Genomic DNA, 24055 nt, shown 5'->3' on the forward strand with positions numbered 1-24055 from the left:
GTCTCCTAACCGCGCCAGGGCGCGAGAATCAGGTCGCGATGGACGACCAGCCGAACAGGGGCGCCGGGTCGGATTGTGATGGTCGGCTGAACTTGCAGGTTGCGCGACGTGATCTGGTCTCCTGCGCGGGAGACATTCTGCTGGGTCGATTCCCGAATTGCTTGGACGAGATCGCTCTCACCGGAGAAGGAGAGGTTGGCACCAACTCCCAACAGCGTTGAAATCGCGACGCCCTTGAGCAGCGTCCAAGTGTGGAAATCGACCTTGTCGGCTAGTCCCGCATAGCCCGACGGGTCGGTCGCGGGGACATTATCGAGCCGGATCGAGCGGCCGTCGGGCAATATGATCCGCTGCCACACGATCAGCGCGCGCTTCTGCCCGTACGCTACGACGCTATCATAGCTGCCGATCAGCCGAGCGCCCTGCGGAATGAGCAGGATGGAGCCGGTTGCGCTGTCATAGACCCGTTCGGTGACCTGGGCGGTGACAAGGCCGGGGAGATCTGACCTAAGCCCGGTGATCAGACCCGCGGCGATCACGCTGCCGGCGGAAAGCATATTTGGTGATGCAGGTGGGATCAGCCGATCACCGTTGACGTCGCCGCTGGAATCGCGCGTGGCCACAAAATCGACCTTGCGCTGCTGGGCGTTGGGATCGCGGTCCGGGTTGACCACAGGCCGCGGCGCATCGGCGCTTTCCACCGGTGCCAGAGGCAATGCTGCCTGAGCCTCAGCGGTCGGGATTGGACGGCTGCCCGACTGCACGAGCAACCCGGATTCTCGCGCAGCCCTCACTTCAGCAACGCGCCGCTCACGTTCGGTTGCTGCCGCCTGATCGGCCCGGGCTGCCTCTTCCGCCACCGGCTCGATTCCCATTGCGCGCCGATGCTCGAGAATGGGTCGGCCGAGATCACCAGGCAGCGGCGGTCCGAGCTTGGGTACGTCGCCATAGCCGCCCGGAAGTGCGCTGAGCGCGTCGGTAGGGGGCTTCGCAATAATTGTCCGATCGTCAGTCTGGCCTACGAGCTGCAGATTGGATGGCCTGAGCGCAACCCAGACGGTTGCGACAAGGCTGACGGAGCCGAGCGCCGCGATCGCCACGATGGCACCGCGCTTGAAACGGATCGCCCGCGCAGGCTGGGCGCGAAGTGCCAGTGTTTCCGGATCAACCTTGCCGGGCGCTGCCGGGACATCAATCGCGGGCCGATCATTCCCGTCGGTCATGATCCCCTCCGTGTCTTGGCGCCAGCCGCCAGCCGGCTGATGCGGACGACTTGCTGATTCTTCGTGCCGAGCCGAAGCTCCGCAGCATCGAAGATCCGATCGACCACGTAGAAACGGCCCTTCACCCGATAGTTGACCAACTGGGCCTCTCCCTTTGCGTCCATCAGAAAGATCGGGGGAGCCTCCCCGACAGCGAGCGACGCGGGAAACTCGATGAATGTCTGCCTGCCATCGTCGAACGCGCGTAGCGGTCGCCAGGAGGGACGATCGCCCGATACGGCGTAGTTGAAATGAAGAGTTTCTACCTCGATGCCGGCGGCCACCGGGGCCATTGCCTCGGCGGCCGTGGCCGCGCGTTTGAGGGCGATCAGCGCATCCTGCGGATAGGTCCATGAGAGCGCAGCCATCGCCGCCTTCGCGACGCTGGTGAGCGCAATATGATAGCTGCGGCGGTCTGTGGTGATCACAAGGTTGGTCGACAGCCCAGCGCTGAATGGTTTGACCAACACATGCGTACGCTTCGCGGTGCCCGATCCGCTGGTCGTATCGCCGATAACCCAGCGAGCCGTGTCGCCGCTGGCTACCGCCACGAGCGTTTCGCCTGGCTGGAGCGCGATGTCGGTTACCCGCCCGGGCGCGGTCATCACGCGATAGATTGCCCCTTCCGCAAAGGGATAGACCTGAACGGCATGCAGGAAACCATTCGCAGCGGGCTCGATGGTTGCAAGGCGATTGGCGGATGCGACCGTCCGTTGCGTCGGGCCACTTTGAGATGGTGAAGCCCCGGCCGCATGCGCTGCTGGCGGAAGGGCAAGCACCAGCAGGGATGGCACTGCAAGGTAGCGGATCATGGCTGTGTCTCCGGATTGGGGGTCGGTTGTGCGGCAAGGTTGGGATCGAGCGGCGAGCCCAGCGGCTGGTTGTCTGAGGACGGAGGCAGCGGCGTGCGCGCCGGGGCGGTGGCCGTTGCCGGCTCGATTTCGCGACTCCAGTCGATCGCATCGACGTAGATGCCGAGCGGATTCTTGCGAAGCGTGTCCGCCGATACGGGTGGCTTGGTCACGATCGTCAGAATTCCCGTCCAGGTCGACGATCCCCCCGCACTCCCGCGCTCGTAGGGCGTTTCGGTCCATTTCACCTGAAACGATCGCTCCGAGGCACGGACGACACTAGTCACCTGCACCGCCACGGTTCGCTCGCCGATCCGGGCGAACGGGTCCGCAGCCCTTGCATAGTCGTCGAGGGATCGCGCGCCGCGCTCGGTCGCGAAGGCATAGGCCGATAGCCAGTCGCGGCGCATCAGCACCGGGTCGAGCGAAACAGCGCGAACGTTCTCGATGAACTTCGCCAGATGCCAGGCGATCTGTGGGTCTGTGGGCTTGTATCCGGCCTCGGCCTCGGTGACCGCCCGTGCGTCGCCAAGACGATCGACCTCGACCACATAGGGCGTGACCCTGCTCTGGAGTGACTGCCAGATGAGTGCGGCAGACATGGCGCAGGTGAGCGTCAACGTCCCGAACGCCATCAGCCGCCAGTTTCGGGCCTGAACCCGGGCCGAGCCAATCCGCTCGTCCCAAAGCTGACTGGCACGTTGGTATGGCGTTTCGGGCTGGGGTGTCCGTCCGTAGCGCTGGACGGCGCGCTTGAAGATCATCAGTCGTCCCTTTCCTTGATGTCGGGGTGAGCGGAGGCACCGCCACGATCGCCCTGCTGAATCGAGTGCAGCGCGATCTGACGGTGATGACGAGCGTTTTGCTGCGCGCGCATCGATTGAGCCCATTTGGGCGCTCCTTCGCCGACAGCCGCTGAGGAGGCAGGCTCACCTGCGCCGGACCGATTGAGCGCGTTCCAGGCAGCCGTGCGGCCGCTCGATGCGGCTTCGCCAAGCCTGAGCGCGCTCGACGCGCGATCGCGGGCGGCGTTGCCTGCCGCGCGGGCGACACCGCCAAGACCGGCGGACATCGTCGGTGCCGGGCCAGCCTCTTTCCCGAGCGTGTAAGCGGTCGATGCAGCCGATCCCATCGACGTCCCGGCGCGGACCGCGCCTAGCACACCGCCCCCGATCGCGCTGGCCGCGCCCATCGTCGCACCGCCGGCAAGCATGGTCACCCCCGCCGCGCCGGCGGCCGTACCGAGCGCAGCGCCTGCACCCAGCTGCGGCGCGCCCGCTACCAAACCGGAAGCGATGCCGGGGCCGAAGATGCCGAGGCCGAAAAGCGAAAGCGCGCCGAGCGCGAGGCTCATCGCGGCACCGAGATCGGGCTCTTGTCCTTGCATCGAGGTGGTAAACTCGGCGAAGAAGTTCGAGCCGATGCCGACGATGACCGCGAGCACCATCACCTTGATGCCCGAGCTGACCACATTGCCAAGCACGCGCTCGGCAAGGAAGCTGGTTCGGTTCCACAGCGCGAACGGCACGAGGATGAAGCCAGCGAGGCTCGTCAGCTTGAACTCGATGATGGTCACGAACATTTGCACGGCAAGGATGAAGAAGGCGAGGATGACGATCGCCCAGGCAAACAGCAGGACCATGATCGTCAGGAAGTTCTCGAAGAAGCTGATAAAGCCCATCATGCTCGAGGCCTGCTCAAGCAGGGGCCAGGCGGCGCTGAAGCCGGTCGATGCAACTTGTCCGGGGCGAAGCAGGTCGTCAGCCGACAGCGTGCCGCCGCCAGCAGTTAGTCCGGCCTGGGCGAACGACTTGAAGATGATGTCGGCAAGCGTCGAGAAGCTGTTCAGGATGAACGCGAACGCACCGATGTAGAGGATTTTCTTGAGGAACCGGCCAAGGACGTTGTCGTCGCCACCCATTGCCCAGAACAGGCCGGCGAGCGTGATGTCGATCCCGATCAGCGTCGCGGTGAGAAATCCGACGTCATTACCGAGCAGCCCGAATCCGCTGTCGATATAGCGGATAAAGGCCTGCATGAAGCGGTCGATGACATTGAGATCTTGCACGGTTCGGCAGCTTTCGACTTGAGTAAGAGGTGTCGCGGAGTCCGCCACCCGGGGGCGAGGCAAACGGACTCCGCGACGAGGCGGCGCGATCAGGGAGCTGGACTGCGCCGCCTCAGCTCGTCGCCGCGCCTATTCGCGCGTGTAGGCCTGACCGGTGCCCAGGAACTTCCGGGTACGTTCCCGCCCTTCGGCCTCGGCCTGCGCGCGGCGCGCGGCTTCGGTCGCTTCGGCGCGGTATTGCGCCGCCATCATCTTCTGGATCTGGAACTGCTGCTTGGCGGTGAGCGCCAGTAGCTGGTTCGTGGCCTGTTGGGCCTGCAAGCCGCCCTCCGCGCCCTGGCTCCTCGCAACGATCTCGCTGAGCGTCCCGGCATCAGCCTGCACGTTGGTGACGATTTGGGATTGCACGCCCATCGCCTGCCGGAAGCCCGACATTGCGGCATCGAGCCGCGCTTTGGCAGCGACCACCTGTTTGTTGGTGGTCAGTGCCTGATTGAAGTCCCTGGGAAACAACCGGCTGAACTGCTGGTCCAGGCCATCGACCCTGAAATCGATCCCTTGCGCCTGTCCCATCAGCCGGTCGATCGCAGCCAAGTTCTGGTTGAGCTGCTGGAGTTGCGGGAAGTCGATCCGGCTGAGGTTCTTCGCTTGATTGATCAACATCGTCGCCTCGTTCTGGAGGGACTGAATCTGATTGTTGATCTGGGTGAGCGTGCGCGCCGCGGTGAGCAGGTTCTGGCTGTAGTTGGTCGGGTCGAATACGCTGATTTGCGCGCGTGCCGGGGTGCTCGCAGTGACGAGCCCCATGGCCAGCGAACCGGCGGTTCCGATGCTGAGCGCGGACGCGATCAGGACTTTGCGGGTGACAATACGCATTACACTTCTCCTTCTTGGGTAGGCGTGAAATTCGGAAAATCGGCGAGGAGATCGCCGGCCCATTCGAGACCGGCTTGCTCAAGGAAGCGGGCCGCGAAATTCTCGGGACCATGCTCCGCCAGCAGCGCGTCGATGCGCGCCTGGGTTACGGGATCGGACGCACCGCACAGCGCGAGCGCGATTGGCCCGAGGCCGAGCTCGAACAACCGATTGCCGCGCGCCGATTGAAGGTAATATTGCCGCTTCGGGGTCGCGCGGCTGACCAGCTCGATTTGCCGGTCATTGAGTCCGAAACGTTCATAGGCGGCCCGCGATTGCGGCTCGATCGCGCGGTCGTTGGGCAGCAAGATGCGCTGCGGGCAGCTCTCGATGATCGCTGGTGCAATGCTGCTGTCGGCGATATCGGCGAGGCTCTGCGTTGCGAACAGCACCGCGACATTTTTCTTGCGCAGGGTCTTCAGCCATTCGCGGATGCGCGCGGCGAAAAGCGGATGATCGAGAAAAATCCAGGCCTCGTCGAGAACGAGCAGCGTTGGCCGACCGTCGAAGCGTTCTTCGAGGCGGTGGAAGAGATAGGTCAGCACCGGGGCGACCACCCCGGCCTGTCCCATCAGCGCCTCGGTCTCGAAGCACTGGATGTCCGCGAAGGCGAGATGCTGTTCAGCCGCGTCGAGAAGACGCCCGTAGGGGCCGTCGAGCGTATAGGCGGTCAGCGCGATGCGCAGCGCATTGGACTGGAGTAGCATGGCCAGTCCGGTCAGCGTGCGCTCCTGAGGTGGTGCCGATGCGAGGCTGCAAAGTGCGGACCACACAGCGTCCTTCACCTCGGGGGTGACAATAACCTTTTCGTGGGCCAGCAGCGCCGCTATCCATTCTGCCGCCCAGCTCCGTTCGTTGGGATCATCAATGCGGCGAAGCGGCTGGAACGCCAAGGTGTCGCCGCTATCCGCGCCGAGACCCAACGCATGATGCGCGCCGCCCATCGCCAGCACCGCCGCGCGTGCCGAATAGCCCTTGTCGAAGATATAGAGTTGCGAGCCGGCATAGCGCCGGAACTGCAATGCAATCAGGGCCAGCAGCACCGACTTGCCAGCACCGGTAGGACCAACGACGAGCATATGACCGACATCGCCGATATGGGTCGACAGGCGAAAAGGAGTTGATCCACTGGTCTGCGCATAGAGCAATGGCGGGCCGTCGAGATGGCGGTTGCCAGCAGGTCCTGCCCACACCGACGACAGTGGCATGAGGTGGGCGAGATTGAGGGTATGGATCAGCGGCTGGCGCACGTTCGCGTAAGCCTGACCGGGCAGCGATGACAGCCACGCTTCGACCGCGTTGACGCCTTCGCGCAGGCATGTGAAGCCGAGGCCGTTGACGATCCGCTCGACCGCGCGAACCTTGTCCTCGGCGCGAGCGCGATCGGTGTCCGACACCGTGATCGTCGTAGTCAGATATCCGAAAGCAACGTGATCGCCGCCGAGCGTCTGGAGCGCAAGGTCGGCATCGACCACCTTGTTATCGGCGTCGCTGTCGAGAAGCTGGGCTGGCTGGTTGTACACTACCTCGCGCAGCAGCGCGGCGATCGACTTGCGCTTGTTGAACCATTGCCGCCGGATCTTCGTCAGCGCCTTAGTCGCGTCGGTCTTGTCGAGCGCAATGAAGCGCGTGACCCAGCGGTATCCGAAATCCTGATGGTTGAGCGCATCGAGAATGCCGGGTCGACTGAGGTTCGGAAAACCGAGAATGGTTAGGGTGCGCAGGTGCAGATCGCCGAGCCTGGGCTCAAGCCCGCCGGTCAGCGGCGTGTCAACGAGCAGCGCATCGAGATAGATCGGCGTCTCCGGTACGATGACGGGGTGACGACGGCTGGAAACGGTGCCGTGGAGATACGTCAGCGTCTCGGCGTCGTTTAAAGGGCGCACCTCCGGCATGAAGCTGGACAGAAGGTCGAGCACGCGATCGCTTTCGGCAATGAAGCCGGAGAGGCTGGCATGCCAGTCTCGCCCTTTGGCGTCGTCGGGTCGCTCGACCAGTGTCCGTCCTGCTGCATCGCTACTGTCGGCATCCGGCAGCCAGACCAGCGTGCCGTGAAAGCGGCTCTCGAAGTGCTGACCCTGGGCCTCGAAACTGGCACGCCGCTCCTGCTCGATCAGCCATGACGCAGGATCGGGAAAGACGCTTTCGGGATAGCCCAGTGCTTCGCGCCGTTCGGCATCGAAGAATAGCGCCCAACCCGAGCCGAGCCGCTTGAGTACATTGTTGGCGCGCGCGCAGGCGGAGACGAGCTCCGCCTCGGTCGCGCTTTCAAGGTCGGGACCGCGAAACGCGAAACTGCGCTGGAGGCTGCCATCCTTGTTGAGGACGATTCCGGGTGCGACCAGCGCGGCCCAGGGCAGGTGATCGGCGAGCCGGTCGGCATGGCTGCGATATTCGGCGAGGTTCAGCACGCCAGATATCCCTTCTGACGCAGGTGGCGGAGCAAAACGGCTGCGAAATCAGGATCGCGGCGCGCGGCAAAGACCGCGATGCTGTGCCCGACTGCCCATAGCGCGATCCCGACCGGCCATTGCTGGAGGCCCAGGCCGACGGCCGCTGCAACCGTACCGTTGACGATGGCGATCCCGCGCGGCGCGCCGCCAAGCAGGATCGCTTGCCCCAGGCTGGCGTGGATCGGCGCCTCGAAGCCCGCAACATGAGCGGTGTCCACGGGGCTCATGCGACGAGCGCCCCGCCGCCAAAGCTGAAGAAGGACAGGAAGAAGGACGAAGCCGCGAACGCAATCGAAAGACCGAACACGATCTGGATCAGCCGGCGAAAGCCGCCCGAGGACTCGCCGAAGGCGAGCGTCAGGCCGGTGGTGATGATGATGATCACCGCGACGATCTTGGCGACCGGTCCCTGGACAGACTCGAGAACCTGCTGGAGCGGCTGCTCCCAAGGCATGCCGGACCCGCCGGCCTGTGCTGCACTCGCCAAGGTGAGCGAAAGACCCAGCGCCAGGCCGGTCAGCAAAATGCGGTCGCGGTTAGGGATATGAAGCATACGCATGTCAGTCTCCTTGAAGGTCAGGGGTCAGGACGGGTGTGAGATCGACGACGGCGTAATCGCCCTGCGGGTCGAGCCCCGCGACGCGCGCGATCGTTTCGATGCGCCACGCGGTGCCGCGGCCGGCAATGAAGACGATCATGTCGATCGCATCGGCGACGAGGCGGCGCGGGACGGTGACGACAGCTTCCTGGATGAGCTGTTCGATCCGGTAGAGCGCGGACGCGGCGCTGTTGGCGTGGACTGTCGCGATTCCGCCGGGGTGACCGGTGTTCCACGCCTTGAGCATGTCCAGCGCTTCGGACCCACGTACCTCGCCGACGATGATGCGGTCGGGTCGAAGGCGCAGCGTCGAGCGCACGAGATCGCCCATGGTGACGGTGCCAGCCCGGGTCCTGAGCGCGATCGTGTCCCGCGCGGGCGATTGCAGCTCGCGGGTGTCCTCGATCAGGATTACCCGTTCGTCCAAATGCGCCATCTCAGCGAGCAGCGCGTTGGCGAGCGTGGTCTTGCCCGAACTGGTTCCGCCAGCGACAAGGATGTTGCTGCGCTCGACGACGGAAAGCGACAAGAGGCGCGCGGCCTCCGCCGACATGATGCCGTCGGTCACATAGTCCATCAGCGTGTAGATGCGGGCCGCAGGTTTCCGGATCGAGAAGCACGGCGCAGTGGAAACTGGCGGCAGAATTCCTTCGAACCGCTCCCCGGCACCTGAGTCAAGCGGCGGCAGCTCAGCCGACACAATAGGCCTGTCGCCATGCACTTCGGACCGGACATGCGACGCCACCAGCCGGATGATCCGCTCGACCTGGGCGGGATCGAGCTTCACGCCGGTATCGACGCGGCCTTCGCCCAGAATGTCGATGCCGAGCGCACCGTCGGGATTGACCATGATCTCGATGACGCGCGGGTCGGCGAGCGCGGCGGCGATCGCCGGCCCCATCGCGGTGCGCAGCATGGCGCGGCGGCGTTCTGCGGAGACGCTTTCAGGCTGGGCGGACATCACGATGATGCTCCGTCGGATTGGAAAGGCGCCAGCGTGCGGGTGCCGCCCGCGATCTGACGGCCGACCTGTGAGACGAACGCCTCGAAGCGGTCGCGACCGGTGGCGCGAGCTGCGGCGTCGGCTTCGGGCAAAGGTGCCGTCACCATCAACTGGTAGCGGACGAACAGCGCCAGGCTTTCCAGCAGCACGTCGATGTCGCGCCGTGCGCCGGCGAGTTCGCGCGATATCCGGTCGAGGCGAACCTTTAGGAGGTCATCGACCTCCTTGGTCCCTTGGCGCGCGAGCCAGTCCTTCAGCGCATCGTTGACGAGATGGCTCTTGTTGCCGCGCGGTCCGGCGGCGAGCGCTTCCAGCGCGTCGCTGAGTTCGCGGTCGATATAGAGGTTCTGACGGATCTTCATCGCAGCCTCAGAAATCGGGTATGAGGTCGCGCTTCGCGCCCTCGTTGATCGCATGGCTCCGGACGACGGCGTTCTGCCCTTGCGCCTGGTCCATGGCGCGCTTGTCGGCGGCGACATCGTCGTCGTCGGGCACGATCTGGGGATCGCGTGTTTCGGCGGCGTCGGCTGCCCTGGAGACTTGTTCCGGAAGTCCGGGATGACGCTGCTGCTGCATACCGCCATCGTCCTCGCCGCCCGCAGCATTCTCTGCCTGGTGCAGTCGCGCATCGATGCCGCGCACCTGATCGGACCAGTCATTGCCGCGCGGCTTAGGGCGATCGGAATATTCACCCGATGCCAGCACCGGCGCGGGTGTCACGCGCGCGACAAAGTTGCGGTCGCGAAAGTAGCGCAGTTTACGCGCCCGGATCGGCGCGAGCCCGGACACGAGCACGAGTTCCTCGTCGGGCGATAGCTGCATGACCTCGCCGGGGGTCAGCAGCTGCCGGGCGGTTTCCTGGCGGCTGACCATGACGTGCGCGAGCCACGGCGCGAGGCGATGGCCTGCATAGTTGCGCATGGCGCGCTGCTCGGTCGCGGTGCCGAGCGCGTCGGAAATGCGTTTGGCGGTGCGTTCGTCGTTAGTCGCGAATGCAACCCGGACATGGCAATTGTCGAGGATGGCGTTGTGATCGCCATATGCCTTTTCGATCTGGTTCAGACTCTGCGCAATGAGGAAAGCGCGGATGCCATAGCCAGCCATGAATGCGAGACTGGTCTCGAAGAAGTCGAGACGACCCAATGCCGGGAACTCGTCCAGCATCATCAGGAGCTGGTGCCGACGTGCGGATGTGCCGGGTTGATCGAGCCGCTCGGTGAGCCGACGCCCGATCTGGTTGAGCACAAGACGGATCAGCGGTTTGGTGCGGCTGATGTCCGACGGCGGAATGACGAGATAAAGCGACAGGGGGCGCTCGGCCTCGATCAGGTCGGCGATCCGCCAGTCGCATCGCGAGGTGACTTCGGCAACAGTCGGATCGCGATAAAGGCCAAGGAAGGACATGGCGGTCGAGAGCACGCCAGAACGCTCGTTCTCGCTCTTGTTGAGCAGTTCGCGTGCGGCGGACGCGATTACGGGATGGACCCTGGGGCTTTTGTCGTCGCCGAGATGATTGGTGGTCATCATCCGGCGCAGCGTGGCGACGAAGCTGCGCTGCGGGTCGGACAGGAATGTCGCGACACGCGCGAGCGTCTTTTCCTCCTCGGCGTAGAGGATATGGAGAATCGCGCCGACGAGCAGCGAATGGCTCGTCTTTTCCCAATGGTTGCGGCGTTCCAGCGCACCCTCGGGATCAACCAGGATATCTGCGATGTTCTGGACGTCGCGCACTTCGTCGATACCGCGCCGCACTTCGAGCAGCGGATTGTAATGCGCTGACGCGACATCGGTGGGGTTGAACAGCAGACAGTGCGAGAAGCGTGCGCGCCAGCCGGCGGTCAGCGTCCAGTTCTCACCCTTAATGTCGTGGACCACGGTCGAACCGGTCCAGGACAGCAAGGTGGGCACGACAAGGCCCACGCCCTTGCCCGATCGGGTTGGCGCGAACGCCATGATATGCTCGGGGCCGTCATGGCGCAGATAGCGGCCACCGAGCGTGCCGAGCATGACCCCCGCGTCGCAATGCAGACCAGCGCGTTCGATCTCGCGGCGGCTGGCCCAGCGCGCCGAGCCATAGGTAGTGACATTGCTCGACTGGCGCGCGCGCCATATCGATCCGAAAATCGCCGCCGCGCAGCCGATAAACCCGCTGGCGCCGGCGAGCATACCCGCCTTGTCAAAGACGATCGGGGCATAGGCATCATAGTGATACCACCAGCCGAACAGCGCCCATGGATGGTAGATTGGCATGGTGCCGAGCCTGAACCACGGCAGCCCCAGTTCGGGCTGATAAGCGAGCATCGCCGCCGCCCACTGCGTTGCGGCCCACACGCCCGCGATGACGATCGCGAAGACGATAAGGATCTGGCCGATGAGCAATTTGGTGGGTGTCACGTCGAGGCTCCCGCCCGCCGGACAGGATCGGCTCGGGCGGATTCAGACTCGTTGACGGACGCCAAAAACGGAACGGCGCTGATGGGCGCAGATGGGCTTGCCTTGGTGCGTTCCGGTCAGGTGCCGGAGCCGGAAGCTCTCCGGCAGCCATCGCTCGGCAGTTAGAGACCGGCGTCTATCCGGAGCGTTTCGATACGTTCGCGCGAAACCATTTCGACGATATCGCGAAGGGTGCGGACCGATCGGGACAGGACATTGAGGTCGTCATTGGTGATCTCGAAGCTCGCCAAGTAGCGAGCCTCGACATAGGCGCGCTTGAGCAATTCGAAGCGACGGCGGTCAATCCGGGTGGCGCGCGGCCATGCGTCGATCAGCCGTGTCTCGCTGTCCTCGGCCAGCGACCGCAGGAATTTGATGTTGTGCGAGCGGGGGAAGTACAGGGTTCGGACAAGCAGGAAGCAGATATAGGCGCGCTCCGTCGCCTGATGCAGCGAGAACACGGCCTCCTTGCGCCATCCGAGATCGTCAGCGCCCTTAAGCGCCTGCTCGTGTGCCGTCGTCAGCGCTCTATCTGTGCTGGGCAGCCATTCGGAAAGGTACTTGCTCGCCATCTCATACGCATCAGCGATCGTTAGCGGTTGCGGTGTGGCAAACGCACTGCCAGGCCGTTCGTATAGGACGATGCCGTCGCGGACGATATCGACCCAGAAATACTCGCCCCGGCTTAGCGCTTGGTTCACCTCATCCAGCGTGTGGACGATGATGTTCACTGGCCGGGCGATTTCGGCGTCGCGCAGTATCTTGTCCTCGGCGACATACCAGTAGTCGGCAATGTCAGTGAGATCAGGATGACTGACGATGATCAGCAGGTCATAGTCGGACTGGTAGCCATTCTGGGGTTCATCGACCCAATCCTCTCGGGCATAACTGCCGAACAACACGACCTTGAGGATGCTCCCGTTTCTCTTCCAGGGCTGAGTTGCGCGCGCCGTCGCTTGGGCGAACTCGCCCATCAGCAATTGCTTCACTCGGTCCAGCTCGCCTTGCTGGACCAAGGGCAGATGATCCACGCCGTGCCTCACGGTCACGATTCTCGCGGCGAACCGCCTTGGCAGCAACATAATTCGTCCATTGCCTCTTCCAAAGCCCAACGGCTTTCGGAGCGGGCCGATCGGAGCATGTAGGAAAGCCACAAGTTATGCACATTTGCCTTTGCATTTTCGCCAATTCGCGCTGCGGCTAGTTCGCCAGGAACACAGAGAGAACATGGTTGACGGCGCCTAGCGCGCCCATTACATGGGGCTGGCCCCACCTCAGGCCGTTGTGAGCCCCATGTATTATACGATTGGCCAATTGCGTGACACCGTCGGCCTCTCGCTAGAAACCTATCGCCACTGGAAACGCGCGTTGCCGTCCTATGCGGGGCGCACTGGACGGGCGCCATGCTTCACAATTGGTGATCTGGTCGCGGCGAGCATCATCCGGCGACTGACCGAAACGGCTGGCATTCGAGTAAGCGCGCTGAAGGACGTTGTCCCGGACATCATCACCATCTGCGATGCGTCCCCTTGGAGCGTCATGGAAGGCGGCGTTTTCGCAATCGACCTGCTGGAACGCAAATGCCGAATCGTCCGGGATCCATCGCCGTGGAAAGCCGGCGAGCTGACGATCTTCTGTCCGCTCGATCCGCTGCTCGCGGAGCTGCGTGGTGCCCTGCTTCGCGAGCAGGGCGAGAGTGATCAAAGTCAATTGCTGTTCCCGCCACTTGCACTGACGCGCACTGTAGCGACCCGATGACCCTCGCGCTTAGCCCGGAATGGAAGGAGCGGCTTGGCCTCGCTAACCGGCAGGCGCCGGAACTCTACGACGCGTCAGCGTCTGTTGTTGATGCGCCACACGCCTCGGCGATCCGGGTGGCACTGGATGACCTTCAGGTGTCGGCGGTGTTCTGCGTCCAGACAGTGCCAACGATCGCCATTCTGGTCACTGACACTTACGACCGCAAAGCGGTCGTCGACCTCCATGGCGCATTGTGGAATCAGGGACTGATCAGTCTGCTTCTGGTCATCAGTGGCGAGGTTATGCGCGCATTCTCGCTCGCGCGCACGCCGCTGAAAGACGCCGACGAGGCGTTCGAGAATCGCTGTTTGGTCGACACATTGACACTGACGGCGGATGCCCTGCGGCTTCGAAATATCGTCGATGGTGCCGAATCGGGCCGACTGTGGTCCGAGCACGCGGAATACTTCAAGCCCAAGGAACGCATCGACCAGGTTTTGCTCGACAACCTTAAGGTCTCGCACACGCTGCTTCGCAAGGAGGGGCTCGATCCAGACCCCGCTCAGGCGCTTCTGATCCAGGCGATGTTCATCGCTTATCTCGAAGACCGTGACATCATTTCCGCCGAATATTTCCGCACGGTATCCTCAGGAACCGCGAACAGCTTCCTTGAAATGCTAGGCCAGCGGGACGTGTCGCTTCTTCAGGCGCTATTCGCGACGCTCAAGGCCGACTTCAACGGCGATATCTTTGTCGCGCCCTGCTCGTTCGAGCCGCAGGTACAAGCGCCGGAGATCAGGGGAAGCCATCTTGATATCCTCGCCTCGTTCCGCTTGGGTCGCGAAGAGATGGCTTACGGGCAGCACCGGTTCTGGGGCTATGATTTCCGATATATCCCCGTCGAACTCGTCAGTGCGGTTTATGATCGCTTTCTAGGAGAAAAAGAGGCGGAGCGTCGGGCGACCGGCGCCTTTTATACCCCCATGTTCCTGGCCGATACCGTAGTATCGCAGGTCTGGGACATGCTGAGCCCCGCAGTGCGCGACGAAGGCCGCTTCCTCGATCCCGCATGCGGGTCGGGAGTTTTTCTGGTCCGGTCCTTCCAGCGGCTCTGCGAACACTGGAGAAGCCGTTCGAACGATGGCGAGATCGCCTGGGACCAGCTCCTCGGGATACTGCGCCGTGTCCATGGCTGGGATATCAATGGCAGCGCGGTGCGCGTGGCGGTGTTCTCCCTCTATGTCGCATTGCTCGAGGAAGTATCGCCCCGTGACATCCGACGGCTGATCAGCCGGGGGAAGGTCTTACCGGAGCTGTGGGGCCACAGCCTAATCTGTCGGGACTTTTTCGCGGTGCCCGAAACCGAACAGGGATTCGATCTCATCATCGGCAATCCGCCGTGGACGAGTCGGCGGGGACCCGACCGGTCGTCGGTTCGGTGGAGTAAAGATGCAGCGCTCCCAATGCCCGGCAAGGAGGACGCCTGGGCCTTCACCTGGAAGGCTGGTCGACATCTCGCCGCAGGCGGCGTCGTTGCTTTTCTTCTTCCGTCGATGGGCTTCCTGCATAACCATTCGGCGAAGACCGTCGCCGCGCGAAACCAATTTATGCGCGCGTGCCACATCCGGCGGATTATTAACTTCGCCGACCTGCGCTTCCAGCTCTTCGAACATGCCCATCGTCCCGCAGCACTTGTCATTTATGGTGCCGGTTCAGTGGAGCATTTTCCCTACACGTTCGATTATTGGGCACCGAAAGCCGATCTGAACCTGCGGATCAAACGGGTGATCACACTCAGCAGCGCCGACAAGATGGCGATGTCCGTGGAGGCCGTTCTCGATAACCCGTTAGCATTCAAGCAACGCCTCTGGATGCGGGAACCGGACGCCAAACTGTTCGGCTATCTCGCGAGGTTGTCAAAAATCGGCGACCTTGTCGCTGACTTTGGGTCGTTCAGCCGGCGGCGGCAGGACCCGACTGGGCACTGGGTCATCGGGCAAGGCTACCAGCCATTCGCAAGCAATGACGATGACGATGCTGAAACTGCTGGCTACGCCGGTGCCGAGGAGGACGAAACGGGGAGCAAACCGGTCAAGCCTCAGGTTAGCCAGTATGTCGGCACATACCCCGACCTCCCGATCGGTGCTTTTCGCAGACTGGCACAAGCCGATGATGGCCTGCACCCTGCTATCAGCAACCTTGTGCGCAGAAGGGGTTTCGAGCCGGGCTTTGCGGGGGTTCGCATCCTTGTCCCGCGCGGGGTCGAAACCTCCCAAACCAGGTTGCGCGCCGCCTATTGTCAAAGTCCGTTGACGTTCCAGGACATTCTACAGGCGATCATTGTTCCGTCCGGCGAGGAGCGGCGGGCAAAATTGCTCACTGCTATCCTGAACAGCCGACTTTCCGTCTGGTACGCATTCCATGGCACGGCATCGTTCGGATCGGACCGGCCGGAAGTGAAGCAGGCCGAGCTGCGACGCCTGCCCTTCCCGAAACTCGCGGAGCTGCCGGATCCCGATCGAGCGGCCCGCGCCTCGGACGCGCTGGTCGCGGTGATCGACGCGGCGATGGATGCCTCGCGCCAACCTTTCACGCTCGGTGGCGGAGACGATGCGTATCTCGGCGCGATCGACCGCTTAACCTATGATTATTTCTGCCTTTCGGACGACGAGATCGTTCTGATCGACGATGCGGTCGATACAATCATTCCCGCGATCCAGCCGCACGAAGGTGCAAGTCCGGGTCTTTGGAAGCCGCCGCTCGAAGATCAGCGGCGGGCATATGCCGAAACCTTGGCCGAGAGTCTGCGGGGATGGCTCCTTGATGGCGGATCGGTAGGCACGAAGTTGGTCGCCAGGAGCGTCGACCTCGCAATATTGCGGATCACGCTCGAGCATGAGAGCAGCTATTCCGAGGATGACAGCGCTTCTCTGAACGATGTGCTGGGTTATCTGGCGGAGCACATCAATCAGCCGCTGGACGGTAATTTCCAGTTGATCCCCGATCTCCGGGTCTTCGTCGGCGACAGTCTCTATCTGATCAAGCCGATGCAAATGCGGTTCTGGCTTCGGGCTGCCGCACTTGCCGACGCGGATTCCATCGCGATGGATCTTCAGGACGCGATCACCATCCAAAGACAGACTGCCGGCGCCTGATGCTGCTGGGCGACTCTGAGAAATGGGCAGCGCGTTTTGCCTCGCTCGATGATCGCATTCTCGACCGTATCGCGGCGGTATGGCCCACGCTCCTCGATCTTCTGCCCGGACAACCGGACGAAGACACAATCACAATCAATCTCGTCTCTTTGCTGGGCAAGGATCCTGTGGTTCGTCGGCTTTGTCACTGGATAGAATTTCAGTTCGAACCGACCGGCACCCATCCGACAGGCGCCCAATACAGCAAAGGTCAGATCGACCTCGCTGTCATTCTCGACTGGGATCGCACGCGCTACCTCGCCTACGAATGCAAACGCCTAAATGTGATCTACAGCGGTGGCAGACAATCACTGGCCGGCCCTTACGTCACCGACGGAATGATGCGCTTCATCACCGAGCAATATGCCGAAGGGTTGGAGGTCGGTTGCATGCTCGGTTATGTGTTGGACGGCGATCTCGGTTTCTCAATGGAGCGATTGGCAAATGCGATCGCGTCTCACGCTGCGCTAAATATTCTAGGTGGTCCGGTTCCTATGGTCCCGGTGCATCGAATCAACCGGTTCAGTACGACCCATAGCCGCGCCGGAACGAAGAACATCGAAGTGCGTCACGCTTTGCTTTCGCACGCGCTTGATCCCTTTGGTTGATCGTACATGCGCGCCAGCACGGCTGCCCGACTGGTTTAAAAACTGGCACAGCGGGGTCTCGTCAGGTACCTGCGAGAACTCCAAGAGCTCACCGAGCTTGACACAATCACGCCGATGTCGAGTTTTGCTGATTGCTGCATAAGTTCGGCTCAATCGCCATCAAGCGCGTAGCCAAGAAATTCGTCGTGCTCCCGACGCTCGACATCCCAGCGCTTAGCGCCATCCGGGCGATGGCGACAGTGACACGTGGTTAGCCAAAGCCTTTGTTTAGCGCGGGAAATCCCGACAAAATAGGCAGCGCGTTCCGCCGATGATTCGCCCCAGAAAGTCTCTTTCTCGACCCCAAGAATGACAACTGTATCAAACTCCAAACCCTTACTCTTATGTACCGACATGATGCGGACCGCGCTGTCGCCAGAAAAGGACGCCAAGGCCGTCGCGGGGTCCGCGTTGCTTTGCAGCAACAGATGCGCGCGTTCGAGTGCCTGTTCTATCAGTTGATCGAGGCGGCCCCCATGCCCGTAGTCAGGCGAAAGCGCGATGAGATTGTCCCGCCCAACTGCGCCTACCAGCGCCGTGGCAACGGCTTGCAGGTCGTTGATATGGCCTAGATTGATCTCTGCCGACGCGATCTGCCGCCTAGTTTCTGTAACGAAGCGATCCCAGCGTGAGCGCAGCTGATATTCGCGTTCCTCGTCATAGCCATGGTTGAACACGACGATGTCCAACAATCGACGATAGGCAGCGGGTTGCCGCGAACCGCTGGCGACTAGAAGAAAGTCGATGAGGAGGCAGGCGACCGGCTCGGAGGCCAGATCCTGTTCCTTGTCTTCCTCACGAAACGGGATTTCGGCGGCCTCGAATGCGGCCGTAAGGCGCTGGCAATAGAGGTTCTGCTGCTTGCTGACGAGAATAGCGATTTCAGAGGGTCGGACGCCATCGTCGATCAGGTCGCGGATTTGCCCCGTCAGGCTGGCAGCTTCTTCTTCATCATCGTCGAAACGAAGAATAGCGATCTCGCCCTCCTCGCCGAGGATATCCGCATCGTCGAGCGCGGCGGGTGGATCCATCACTTTGACCATCGCATTCTGCATGCGGCGTAGCCGCGGTGCGGATCGGAAATTTTGGTAGAGATTGCGCGGCAGCGCATCGAACTCATCGGCAAAGGTCTGGAAGATACCCTCAAGCGCGCCGGCCCAGCCCATGATGCTTTGCTTGGTATCGCCCACCGCTGTCAGAATCGCCGAGGTGCCCCCGAAGCAAGCGAGAATCAGGCGATATTGCTCGGCCGTGCAGTCTTGGAATTCATCGAGAAAGATATGGGTGTAGGTCTGACGCACTGCGTTGCGCGCAATGAGGCTGGCTTCGATGATCGTATGGGCGAGCGGCACCATGTCGGCGAAGGTGATGGACTGGCGCTGCACCCGACGTGTACCGATCGAATAGTCCGGGCCCAGGGCATCCCGTCCGGTGAGCACGGGGCGAAAGCGATCGATGATCCGCTTCGCAAATGCATGAAAGGTGTGGCTGTCGAAGCGCGCCGCCAGTTCGGGTCCACAGCGTTTGCGGACGCGCGCCTTTAAGTTCTGGCTGGCATCGGTCTTGAAGGAGATGGCGAGGATCCGCCGCGGATAGCGGCAAGTGCCGGTCCGAAGCAGGAAGTCCGCACGTTGCGCGAGCATTTCGGTCTTGCCGGCACCCGGACCTGCGGTCAGCGCCAGATTGCGTGCGATCTCCGTAGCGGCAGCCATCGCATTCGGCTCGAGCGTCAAGCCGTCGGCAGGAGACCATCGCTCGGCCGAGATCATTCTGGCAGGCCTTCCAGTGCGGTTTCAACATAGTCGATCAGCGCTGTCATAACTGCTGGCATGTCGGCCGCTAGTTCCGCATCATCGAGCGCCGCCATCGCCCGGATGTGCCAAGCCGGCTTGCTGCCGATCTTGAACCTGCGGTGATAGGCATCGAACAGCTCCAGCTGCTCGTCGGAGTACTGGCCATCAACTGTGTCGTGCTTCTTGCCAAGAACCGCCTTGAGCGTGCTTTCGTCCGGTTCCTCGCGCTCGTCGTCGTCAATCTTGTACACTTCGCCAATCGCTTCGATCATCATGAAGTCGAGATCAAGCGGAGAAGAGAAGAAGATTCCCCGATCTGCGAAATACTCGATCCAGTCATCGTCATCGTCCAGCAATCCCAGATCGCTGTCCCAGGCCGGAATGCCCGCGATATCGTCGTCGTCGATGCCGGCGTTTTCGATATCGCCGTATTTGAGGCGTTGCTTCGCGGCATATTTGATCCGGCCCCAGCCCCCTTGATAGCGAGCAAGGTCAAGGTCGAGCAGTGTCGCGTGCGGAATGCCGAGCGCGTGCAGCAACCGCCAGAAATGATTGACGTGCCGACCGCCCAGGGGAACGATCGAAATCGACGCGTCATCGGTAAGAATCCCGCGCGCGCCGAGCAGCCGCGGCAGAACGACCTCCTCGCTGTCGCCTTCACCCAGGATCACGAACCGCGAGAAATACAGCTCCGGAAAGGCTTGTACGCCTTCGCGCACATATTTGGCGGCGTCCGCATTTTGAGGAAGCACGACACGCGTAACGACCGTGCGGCGGTTGCCGTCGAGCCGCAGATAACGAATGGTCTCGGGCGCAACCCGCCGCAGAAGCGACGGCGCGTGCGTTGCCACGAGCGCTTGGGTATTTTGACCTTTGGCGAATTCGGAAACGGCACGCACGATGCGTCCCAGATAATGTGGCGACAGGCTGTTCTCCGGCTCTTCGACCGCAATCAGAGTGAAGATTGCAGGCCGGAGCTTATCGATATCGAACGCGCTCAGCTCGCCTGCTAGCACCTTGTCGCTGATCTCGCGCATGGCGAGTACCAGCGAGATGTAGAGCAGCGACTGCTGACCGTCGCTCAACCGCGAAAAATCAACGAGAGGTTCACCGTGTCCGGGCGTGAACGTCAGGCTCAAATGGCGAAGCAGCGTATCGATCTCGCTCTGCTCGAAGGAAACCCCGGGGTCGGCGAAGAACTGGCCTTTGTGCAGTTGGCTCCAGATCGTGGTCAGGGATTCGCCAATGCTTTCGATGGCGGCGTTGCCGGTCAGCGCTGCGGTGATCTGCGCGGTGAGATCGCCGATTGCCGCACGTTCACTGCTCCAGTCCGCCGCCCGCAATGCCCGGCCCAACAGCGCATTGGACGAGTAGGAGATATGATCGGAAGGATCGCGCCGAGCGGGCAGATAGTGCACCTGAATGGCATTGCGATCTTGCTTGGATGCGCGGCTTTCCTCGGTCGGCACCCCTGCATCGTCGGTTTTGGTCACATAGGTGAAGGTTTCCTCAATATCGCCATCCTGATCGAGCGTCGCAGCCAGACGGAAACGGACGCGCACGGCCTCATCATCGTCCACCATCAGCATGTGCGCGAAATTGCCCGGCACGGCGGGCATGGCGTCTTCGTCGTCCAGTTCGAGTTCGGGAAAGTCGAAATCGGCTTCGATCCAGAGCCTGCGCTCTTCCGGCGCGGCATCGGGTGCTTCATCGGTTGCAATGTGAAAATCCGAATGCCTGATCTTGCGCAGCGCAGGATCGAGACTGAACATTCTTGCCAGCGCCTGCAGGACCGCAGTTTTGCCGGTGCCGTTAGGTCCGAGGATGAACGTCGTGTCGTCCAACCCGATCTCAGTAGCGACATTTCCAAAGCACCTGAAGTTACAGATGCGCAAATGCGCGAGCTTCATCGGTCCATCCCCCGGAGGTTAGCAGTCTTAGCACTGACTCATACTGCGCTGTGCGATCAATTATTGCCGGCAATAACCTTGCGCGGACGTTCTGGGAACGGTCGCTTTTCGGAGTCAGCTTCTACAAGCTAACGCCCAGGGTCGGGTATCTCCGCGAGCGCTTGGAGCGACCGAATCGGTCGTTCGTCACTTCGCTCAACGAGACGCCAAGTCAGCGTGGCGCCAAAGACTCAATGATCCGGCATGTTGAGACCGTCTCCTGGCTGCATTGATCGAGCATCTCTTGCAGTTCGCGGCGGAGCGCCCGCAAATCGGTGATCTTGCGGTCGATTTCGGACACGTGCTGACGAGCCACGGTATCGACTGCACTGCAAGACTGGTCCCGATCATCTGACAAAGCGAGCAAACCGCGTATCTGATCTAGCGTAAATCCAAGGTCGCGAGCGCGGCGCACGAAGGACAGACGGGCCAGTTGATTTTGATTGTAGGCGCGATAATTCGCTCCAGTCCGAGCGGGCGCGGGAAGCAAGCCGATTTTCTCGTAAAAGCGGATTGTTTCGACCTTGGTGCTGGTCGCTCGCGCAAGTTCACCGATCTTCATGCCATTGACCCTGGAGTTACTACAGGGTCCATATAGCCAGTCATGTCGAGTCGTGCGAGGTGGCAATGGCGTGTAACAGCTGTGCGTCGGACAAGTCCGACGCGAACAATGACCCCAAATGGCGGCGCGCGCTGTGGATCGCGCTGGTGGTCAACGCGACGATGTTCGTGGCCGAGATGGTCGCCGGTGTCGCGGGCGGATCGAAAGCGCTTCAGGCCGATGCACTCGATTTCCTGGGCGACGCGGCCAACTATGCGATCAGCCTCGGCGTTGCCGGCATGGCGCTCGGCTGGCGGGCGCGTGCCGCACTGTTCAAGGGCGTAACGCTCCTTCTGCTTGGTGCCTATGTTCTCGGCGCAACCTTATGGGCAGTGTGGGACGGACAGACGCCCGAGGCCGAGGTGATGGGCGTTATTGGCTTCGTGGCGCTGATCGCAAATGCCGGGGTTGCACTGATGCTCTACCGCTACCGCGCGGGCGACGCGAACATGCGGTCGGTGTGGATCTGCTCGCGCAACGATGCGATCGGCAACATCGCCGTGGTCATGGCTGCTGTCGGGGTGTTCGGCACCGGGACGGCCTGGCCTGATCTGATCGTGGCAGCGATCATGGCCGGCCTGGGGATCACCGGCGGTGTTCAGATTATCCGTCAGGCTAAGCGTGAAATTTCCGCGTCCGGGCAGCACGGCATCTTCCGTCTGCAAGTCAAATGAAAGATGAAGATGAAATACATCGGACATCGATACGGAATGAGTTCAGACTTTTGGCGAGGATCTTTATGGTCTCAAGCGTTAACTCGAAATGACGGTGGCCCAATTCACTTCCGTCGGCGATATGATACGCTATATCAACTTCATTGGCGCACACTTTGCAGATGACAACCCGGCCTCGACAGGATAACGCGGCATCGCGATGATCCGTCTGCTCACCTTGATGCTTTGTGCGTTTGCGCTGCTGTCGATCGGCACTGCGCCGGTCGCGCATGCCGTGGAGCGGTCGATCTGCGTCGAGATGGCTCCCTCGCTGCCGGGCGTGGATCACGCCGATCAGAACGCGCCGGAGACCGGCAAGAGCGACCAGAACATCGCGCATCAGCACGGCGGCTGCCACGGCCACCATTTCGCGTCGCTCGACGATGCCGCTGTGACAGCGACGCTAACCTCACATGAGAATATTCGTGATCGCGGCCCGGCGAGTGTGCTGGTCGCGGCCGCGCCCGACCCCGCGTTGAGACCTCCGCAAGCCTGACGCCCCTCCGCCGCGGGCCGATGCCCGGCGGCTGTTTGTGGCTGTCAGGAGTGTTCCATCATGAAGTCCATCTACGCGGCGCTTCTCGCCGCGGCGTCGTGCGCAGGGATTGCGCAGGCGCAAAGTTCGACATCGTCCGCGCCGGTCTCAGCTGGCGAGACGCTAACGCTTGACGAAGCGTTGGCTCAGGCGGGCGCGATCGCGCCAGCCAACGAAGTGGCGGCGCTCGGCATCGAAGCCGCCGAAGCGGGTCGTGTAGTCGCTGCGTTGCGACCGAACCCGACGCTCAGCGCCGATGTCGAGAATGTAATCGGCACCGGCCCGTACAAGGGCATCAACGAAGCCGAGACAACGATTGCGTTCGCGCTTCCGCTCGAACTCGGCGGTAAGCGACCCGCACGCATCGCAGTAGCCGACGCGCAGACGGCGCGCGCTAGGATTGACGCGGTGATCACGCGAGCCGACCTCAGGCTACTAGTCACACAAGCGTATATTGAGGCGGTCGCCGCCGAACGAAGGCTGACGATCGCGCAGGACCAGCTTGGGGTCACGCGCGAAAATTTGCGTATCGCGCGCGACCGGGTCGAAGCCGGTGCGAATTCGCCCATCGATCAGCAGCGCGCTGCCTTGCTGGCGGCAAACGCGGAAGCCGAGCTGGAGCGTGCGCAGCGCAGCGTCGAGGCGAACCGGCTGGCGCTCGCCCAGTTCGTCGGCGCCAGCCTGCCCGGTGCCCTCGACCAGCCGTGGTTCGATCGTATCGACAACGTTCGGGCGGGCCCTGCGACACCGGCAAATGCGGATGGCACGTTGGCGCTCGCGGCCGCGGGTGCCGACGTCGCCACCGCCGATGCACAACTTCGCCTCGCGCGAAGCCAGCGCATCCCCGACCTGACGGTAAGCGCGGGTACGCGCCGTCTTCAGGCCAGCGGCGACATGGCGATGGTCTTGGGCGTCTCGGTGCCGCTGCCGGTGTTCAACAACGGCCGGGCTGCCGTGGGGCAGGCCACGGCGCTGCGCAACCAGAGTGAAGCCAAGCGGCGAGTGGCTCGCTTCGAGGCTGAACGTGCGATCACTGCGGCGCGCGCCGACCGCGATCGGGCGGCGGCAAGCGTGCGGGCGTCTGGTCCGGCACTCAGTGCCGCACAGGAAGCCGCGCGCATCGCACGCATTGGCTATGGCGAGGGCAAGTTCGACCAGCTGGTCCTGCTCGAAGCCGAACAGGCACTGCTCGATGCCCGCACCGCCGCGGTCGATGCGCTCGAACAATATCATGATGCCGAGGCGCGTCTCGCCCGGCTGACCACACCGGCTCCCACGCCGGTGCAAACGGGGAATTGAC

General features: G+C 62.4%; 21 protein-coding genes. 6 read left to right on the forward strand and 15 right to left on the reverse strand.

Annotated features, from left to right (window positions below; all coding sequences use genetic code 11):
• Window positions 1–5: 5 nt before the first annotated feature.
• The 12 genes from J2Y54_RS05910 to J2Y54_RS05965 form a co-directional block, all read right to left on the reverse strand.
• Complete coding sequence (locus J2Y54_RS05910) at window positions 6–1223, reverse strand: TrbI/VirB10 family protein (protein WP_310037723.1); 1218 nt, start codon at window positions 1221–1223, stop codon at window positions 6–8.
• Complete coding sequence (trbG, locus tag J2Y54_RS05915) at window positions 1220–2074, reverse strand: P-type conjugative transfer protein TrbG (RefSeq protein WP_310037724.1); 855 nt, start codon at window positions 2072–2074, stop codon at window positions 1220–1222. The genes J2Y54_RS05910 and trbG overlap by 4 nt, the downstream gene beginning before the upstream one ends.
• Complete coding sequence (gene trbF / locus J2Y54_RS05920; RefSeq protein ID WP_310037725.1) at window positions 2071–2877, reverse strand: conjugal transfer protein TrbF; 807 nt, start codon at window positions 2875–2877, stop codon at window positions 2071–2073. Before trbF ends, trbG begins: the two co-directional genes overlap by 4 nt.
• Window positions 2877–4181 (reverse strand): P-type conjugative transfer protein TrbL, encoded by a 1305-nt coding sequence (trbL, locus tag J2Y54_RS05925; protein WP_310038485.1) that lies wholly within the window; start codon window positions 4179–4181, stop codon window positions 2877–2879. Before trbL ends, trbF begins: the two co-directional genes overlap by 1 nt.
• Window positions 4182–4310: 129 nt before the next feature.
• A complete protein-coding gene (trbJ, locus tag J2Y54_RS05930; RefSeq protein ID WP_310037726.1) occupies window positions 4311–5057 on the reverse strand; it encodes a P-type conjugative transfer protein TrbJ in 747 nt (248 codons plus the stop codon).
• Complete coding sequence (gene trbE / locus J2Y54_RS05935; protein WP_310037727.1) at window positions 5057–7507, reverse strand: conjugal transfer protein TrbE; 2451 nt, start codon at window positions 7505–7507, stop codon at window positions 5057–5059. Before trbE ends, trbJ begins: the two co-directional genes overlap by 1 nt.
• A complete protein-coding gene (locus tag J2Y54_RS05940; protein ID WP_310037728.1) occupies window positions 7501–7776 on the reverse strand; it encodes a VirB3 family type IV secretion system protein in 276 nt (91 codons plus the stop codon). Before J2Y54_RS05940 ends, trbE begins: the two co-directional genes overlap by 7 nt.
• Window positions 7773–8108, reverse strand: coding sequence for a TrbC/VirB2 family protein (locus J2Y54_RS05945; RefSeq protein ID WP_310037729.1), 336 nt, complete (start codon window positions 8106–8108; stop codon window positions 7773–7775). The genes J2Y54_RS05940 and J2Y54_RS05945 overlap by 4 nt, the downstream gene beginning before the upstream one ends.
• A gap of 1 nt (window position 8109) precedes the next feature.
• Window positions 8110–9108, reverse strand: coding sequence for a P-type conjugative transfer ATPase TrbB (gene trbB, locus J2Y54_RS05950; RefSeq protein ID WP_310037731.1), 999 nt, complete (start codon window positions 9106–9108; stop codon window positions 8110–8112).
• Window positions 9108–9512: a CopG family transcriptional regulator gene (locus J2Y54_RS05955; protein WP_310037732.1), complete on the reverse strand. Its 405-nt coding sequence runs from the start codon at window positions 9510–9512 to the stop codon at window positions 9108–9110. Before J2Y54_RS05955 ends, trbB begins: the two co-directional genes overlap by 1 nt.
• A gap of 7 nt (window positions 9513–9519) precedes the next feature.
• Window positions 9520–11544 (reverse strand): conjugal transfer protein TraG, encoded by a 2025-nt coding sequence (locus J2Y54_RS05960; RefSeq protein WP_310037736.1) that lies wholly within the window; start codon window positions 11542–11544, stop codon window positions 9520–9522.
• Between the two features lie 161 nt (window positions 11545–11705).
• Window positions 11706–12614: a HEPN domain-containing protein gene (locus J2Y54_RS05965; RefSeq protein ID WP_310037739.1), complete on the reverse strand. Its 909-nt coding sequence runs from the start codon at window positions 12612–12614 to the stop codon at window positions 11706–11708.
• 262 nt (window positions 12615–12876) lie between these two features.
• Here J2Y54_RS05965 and J2Y54_RS05970 point away from each other — a divergent pair, with 262 nt between their 5' ends.
• Genes J2Y54_RS05970 through J2Y54_RS05980 form a run of 3 tightly spaced genes read left to right on the forward strand, consistent with a single transcriptional unit; the run spans window position 12877 to window position 17125 of the window.
• Window positions 12877–13341, forward strand: coding sequence for a hypothetical protein (locus J2Y54_RS05970; protein ID WP_310037742.1), 465 nt, complete (start codon window positions 12877–12879; stop codon window positions 13339–13341).
• A complete protein-coding gene (locus J2Y54_RS05975) occupies window positions 13338–16478 on the forward strand; it encodes an N-6 DNA methylase (protein WP_310037744.1) in 3141 nt (1046 codons plus the stop codon). The genes J2Y54_RS05970 and J2Y54_RS05975 overlap by 4 nt, the downstream gene beginning before the upstream one ends.
• Window positions 16478–17125, forward strand: a complete 648-nt coding sequence (locus J2Y54_RS05980; RefSeq protein WP_310037746.1) for a hypothetical protein — start codon at window positions 16478–16480, stop codon at window positions 17123–17125. Before J2Y54_RS05975 ends, J2Y54_RS05980 begins: the two co-directional genes overlap by 1 nt.
• Before the next feature lie 149 nt (window positions 17126–17274).
• Here the strand turns inward: J2Y54_RS05980 and J2Y54_RS05985 are convergent, their stop codons facing one another.
• From J2Y54_RS05985 to J2Y54_RS05995, 3 genes are all read right to left on the reverse strand, one after another.
• Window positions 17275–18933 carry an ATP-dependent helicase gene (locus tag J2Y54_RS05985; protein WP_310037748.1) on the reverse strand — a complete coding sequence of 553 codons (1659 nt, stop codon included), beginning with the start codon at window positions 18931–18933 and terminating at the stop codon, window positions 17275–17277.
• Window positions 18930–20867, reverse strand: coding sequence for an AAA family ATPase (locus J2Y54_RS05990; RefSeq protein WP_310037750.1), 1938 nt, complete (start codon window positions 20865–20867; stop codon window positions 18930–18932). The genes J2Y54_RS05985 and J2Y54_RS05990 overlap by 4 nt, the downstream gene beginning before the upstream one ends.
• A gap of 211 nt (window positions 20868–21078) precedes the next feature.
• The gene (locus J2Y54_RS05995) at window positions 21079–21468 is read right to left on the reverse strand and encodes a helix-turn-helix domain-containing protein (RefSeq protein ID WP_310037752.1); all 390 of its coding nucleotides are present in this window, start codon (window positions 21466–21468) and stop codon (window positions 21079–21081) included.
• A gap of 65 nt (window positions 21469–21533) precedes the next feature.
• On the opposite strand from J2Y54_RS05995, the gene J2Y54_RS06000 reads away from it, so the two are divergent.
• The 3 genes from J2Y54_RS06000 (at window position 21534) to J2Y54_RS06010 (ending at window position 24054) form a co-directional block, all read left to right on the forward strand.
• A complete protein-coding gene (locus J2Y54_RS06000; protein WP_310037754.1) occupies window positions 21534–22181 on the forward strand; it encodes a cation transporter in 648 nt (215 codons plus the stop codon).
• A gap of 199 nt (window positions 22182–22380) precedes the next feature.
• Window positions 22381–22716, forward strand: a complete 336-nt coding sequence (locus J2Y54_RS06005) for a hypothetical protein (protein WP_310037757.1) — start codon at window positions 22381–22383, stop codon at window positions 22714–22716.
• A 60-nt stretch (window positions 22717–22776) separates the two neighbouring features.
• The gene (locus J2Y54_RS06010) at window positions 22777–24054 is read left to right on the forward strand and encodes a TolC family protein (RefSeq protein ID WP_310037758.1); all 1278 of its coding nucleotides are present in this window, start codon (window positions 22777–22779) and stop codon (window positions 24052–24054) included.
• The last annotated feature ends 1 nt before the right edge of the window (window position 24055 follow it).

The organism is Sphingomonas sp. BE123 (assembly GCF_031456015.1).
GTDB lineage: Bacteria > Pseudomonadota > Alphaproteobacteria > Sphingomonadales > Sphingomonadaceae > Sphingomonas.

Coding starts and splice junctions, on each gene's coding strand:
- J2Y54_RS05910 (WP_310037723.1), bottom strand. CDS start 1,223: ATGACCGACGGGAATGATCGGCCCGCGATTGATGTCCCGGCAGCGCCC.
- trbG (WP_310037724.1), bottom strand. CDS start 2,074: ATGATCCGCTACCTTGCAGTGCCATCCCTGCTGGTGCTTGCCCTTCCG.
- trbF (WP_310037725.1), bottom strand. CDS start 2,877: ATGATCTTCAAGCGCGCCGTCCAGCGCTACGGACGGACACCCCAGCCC.
- trbJ (WP_310037726.1), bottom strand. CDS start 5,057: ATGCGTATTGTCACCCGCAAAGTCCTGATCGCGTCCGCGCTCAGCATC.
- J2Y54_RS05940 (WP_310037728.1), bottom strand. CDS start 7,776: ATGAGCCCCGTGGACACCGCTCATGTTGCGGGCTTCGAGGCGCCGATC.
- J2Y54_RS05945 (WP_310037729.1), bottom strand. CDS start 8,108: ATGCGTATGCTTCATATCCCTAACCGCGACCGCATTTTGCTGACCGGC.
- trbB (WP_310037731.1), bottom strand. CDS start 9,108: ATGTCCGCCCAGCCTGAAAGCGTCTCCGCAGAACGCCGCCGCGCCATG.
- J2Y54_RS05955 (WP_310037732.1), bottom strand. CDS start 9,512: ATGAAGATCCGTCAGAACCTCTATATCGACCGCGAACTCAGCGACGCG.
- J2Y54_RS05970 (WP_310037742.1), top strand. CDS start 12,877: ATGTATTATACGATTGGCCAATTGCGTGACACCGTCGGCCTCTCGCTA.
- J2Y54_RS05975 (WP_310037744.1), top strand. CDS start 13,338: ATGACCCTCGCGCTTAGCCCGGAATGGAAGGAGCGGCTTGGCCTCGCT.
- J2Y54_RS05980 (WP_310037746.1), top strand. CDS start 16,478: ATGCTGCTGGGCGACTCTGAGAAATGGGCAGCGCGTTTTGCCTCGCTC.
- J2Y54_RS05985 (WP_310037748.1), bottom strand. CDS start 18,933: ATGATCTCGGCCGAGCGATGGTCTCCTGCCGACGGCTTGACGCTCGAG.
- J2Y54_RS05990 (WP_310037750.1), bottom strand. CDS start 20,867: ATGAAGCTCGCGCATTTGCGCATCTGTAACTTCAGGTGCTTTGGAAAT.
- J2Y54_RS05995 (WP_310037752.1), bottom strand. CDS start 21,468: ATGAAGATCGGTGAACTTGCGCGAGCGACCAGCACCAAGGTCGAAACA.
- J2Y54_RS06000 (WP_310037754.1), top strand. CDS start 21,534: ATGGCGTGTAACAGCTGTGCGTCGGACAAGTCCGACGCGAACAATGAC.
- J2Y54_RS06005 (WP_310037757.1), top strand. CDS start 22,381: ATGATCCGTCTGCTCACCTTGATGCTTTGTGCGTTTGCGCTGCTGTCG.
- J2Y54_RS06010 (WP_310037758.1), top strand. CDS start 22,777: ATGAAGTCCATCTACGCGGCGCTTCTCGCCGCGGCGTCGTGCGCAGGG.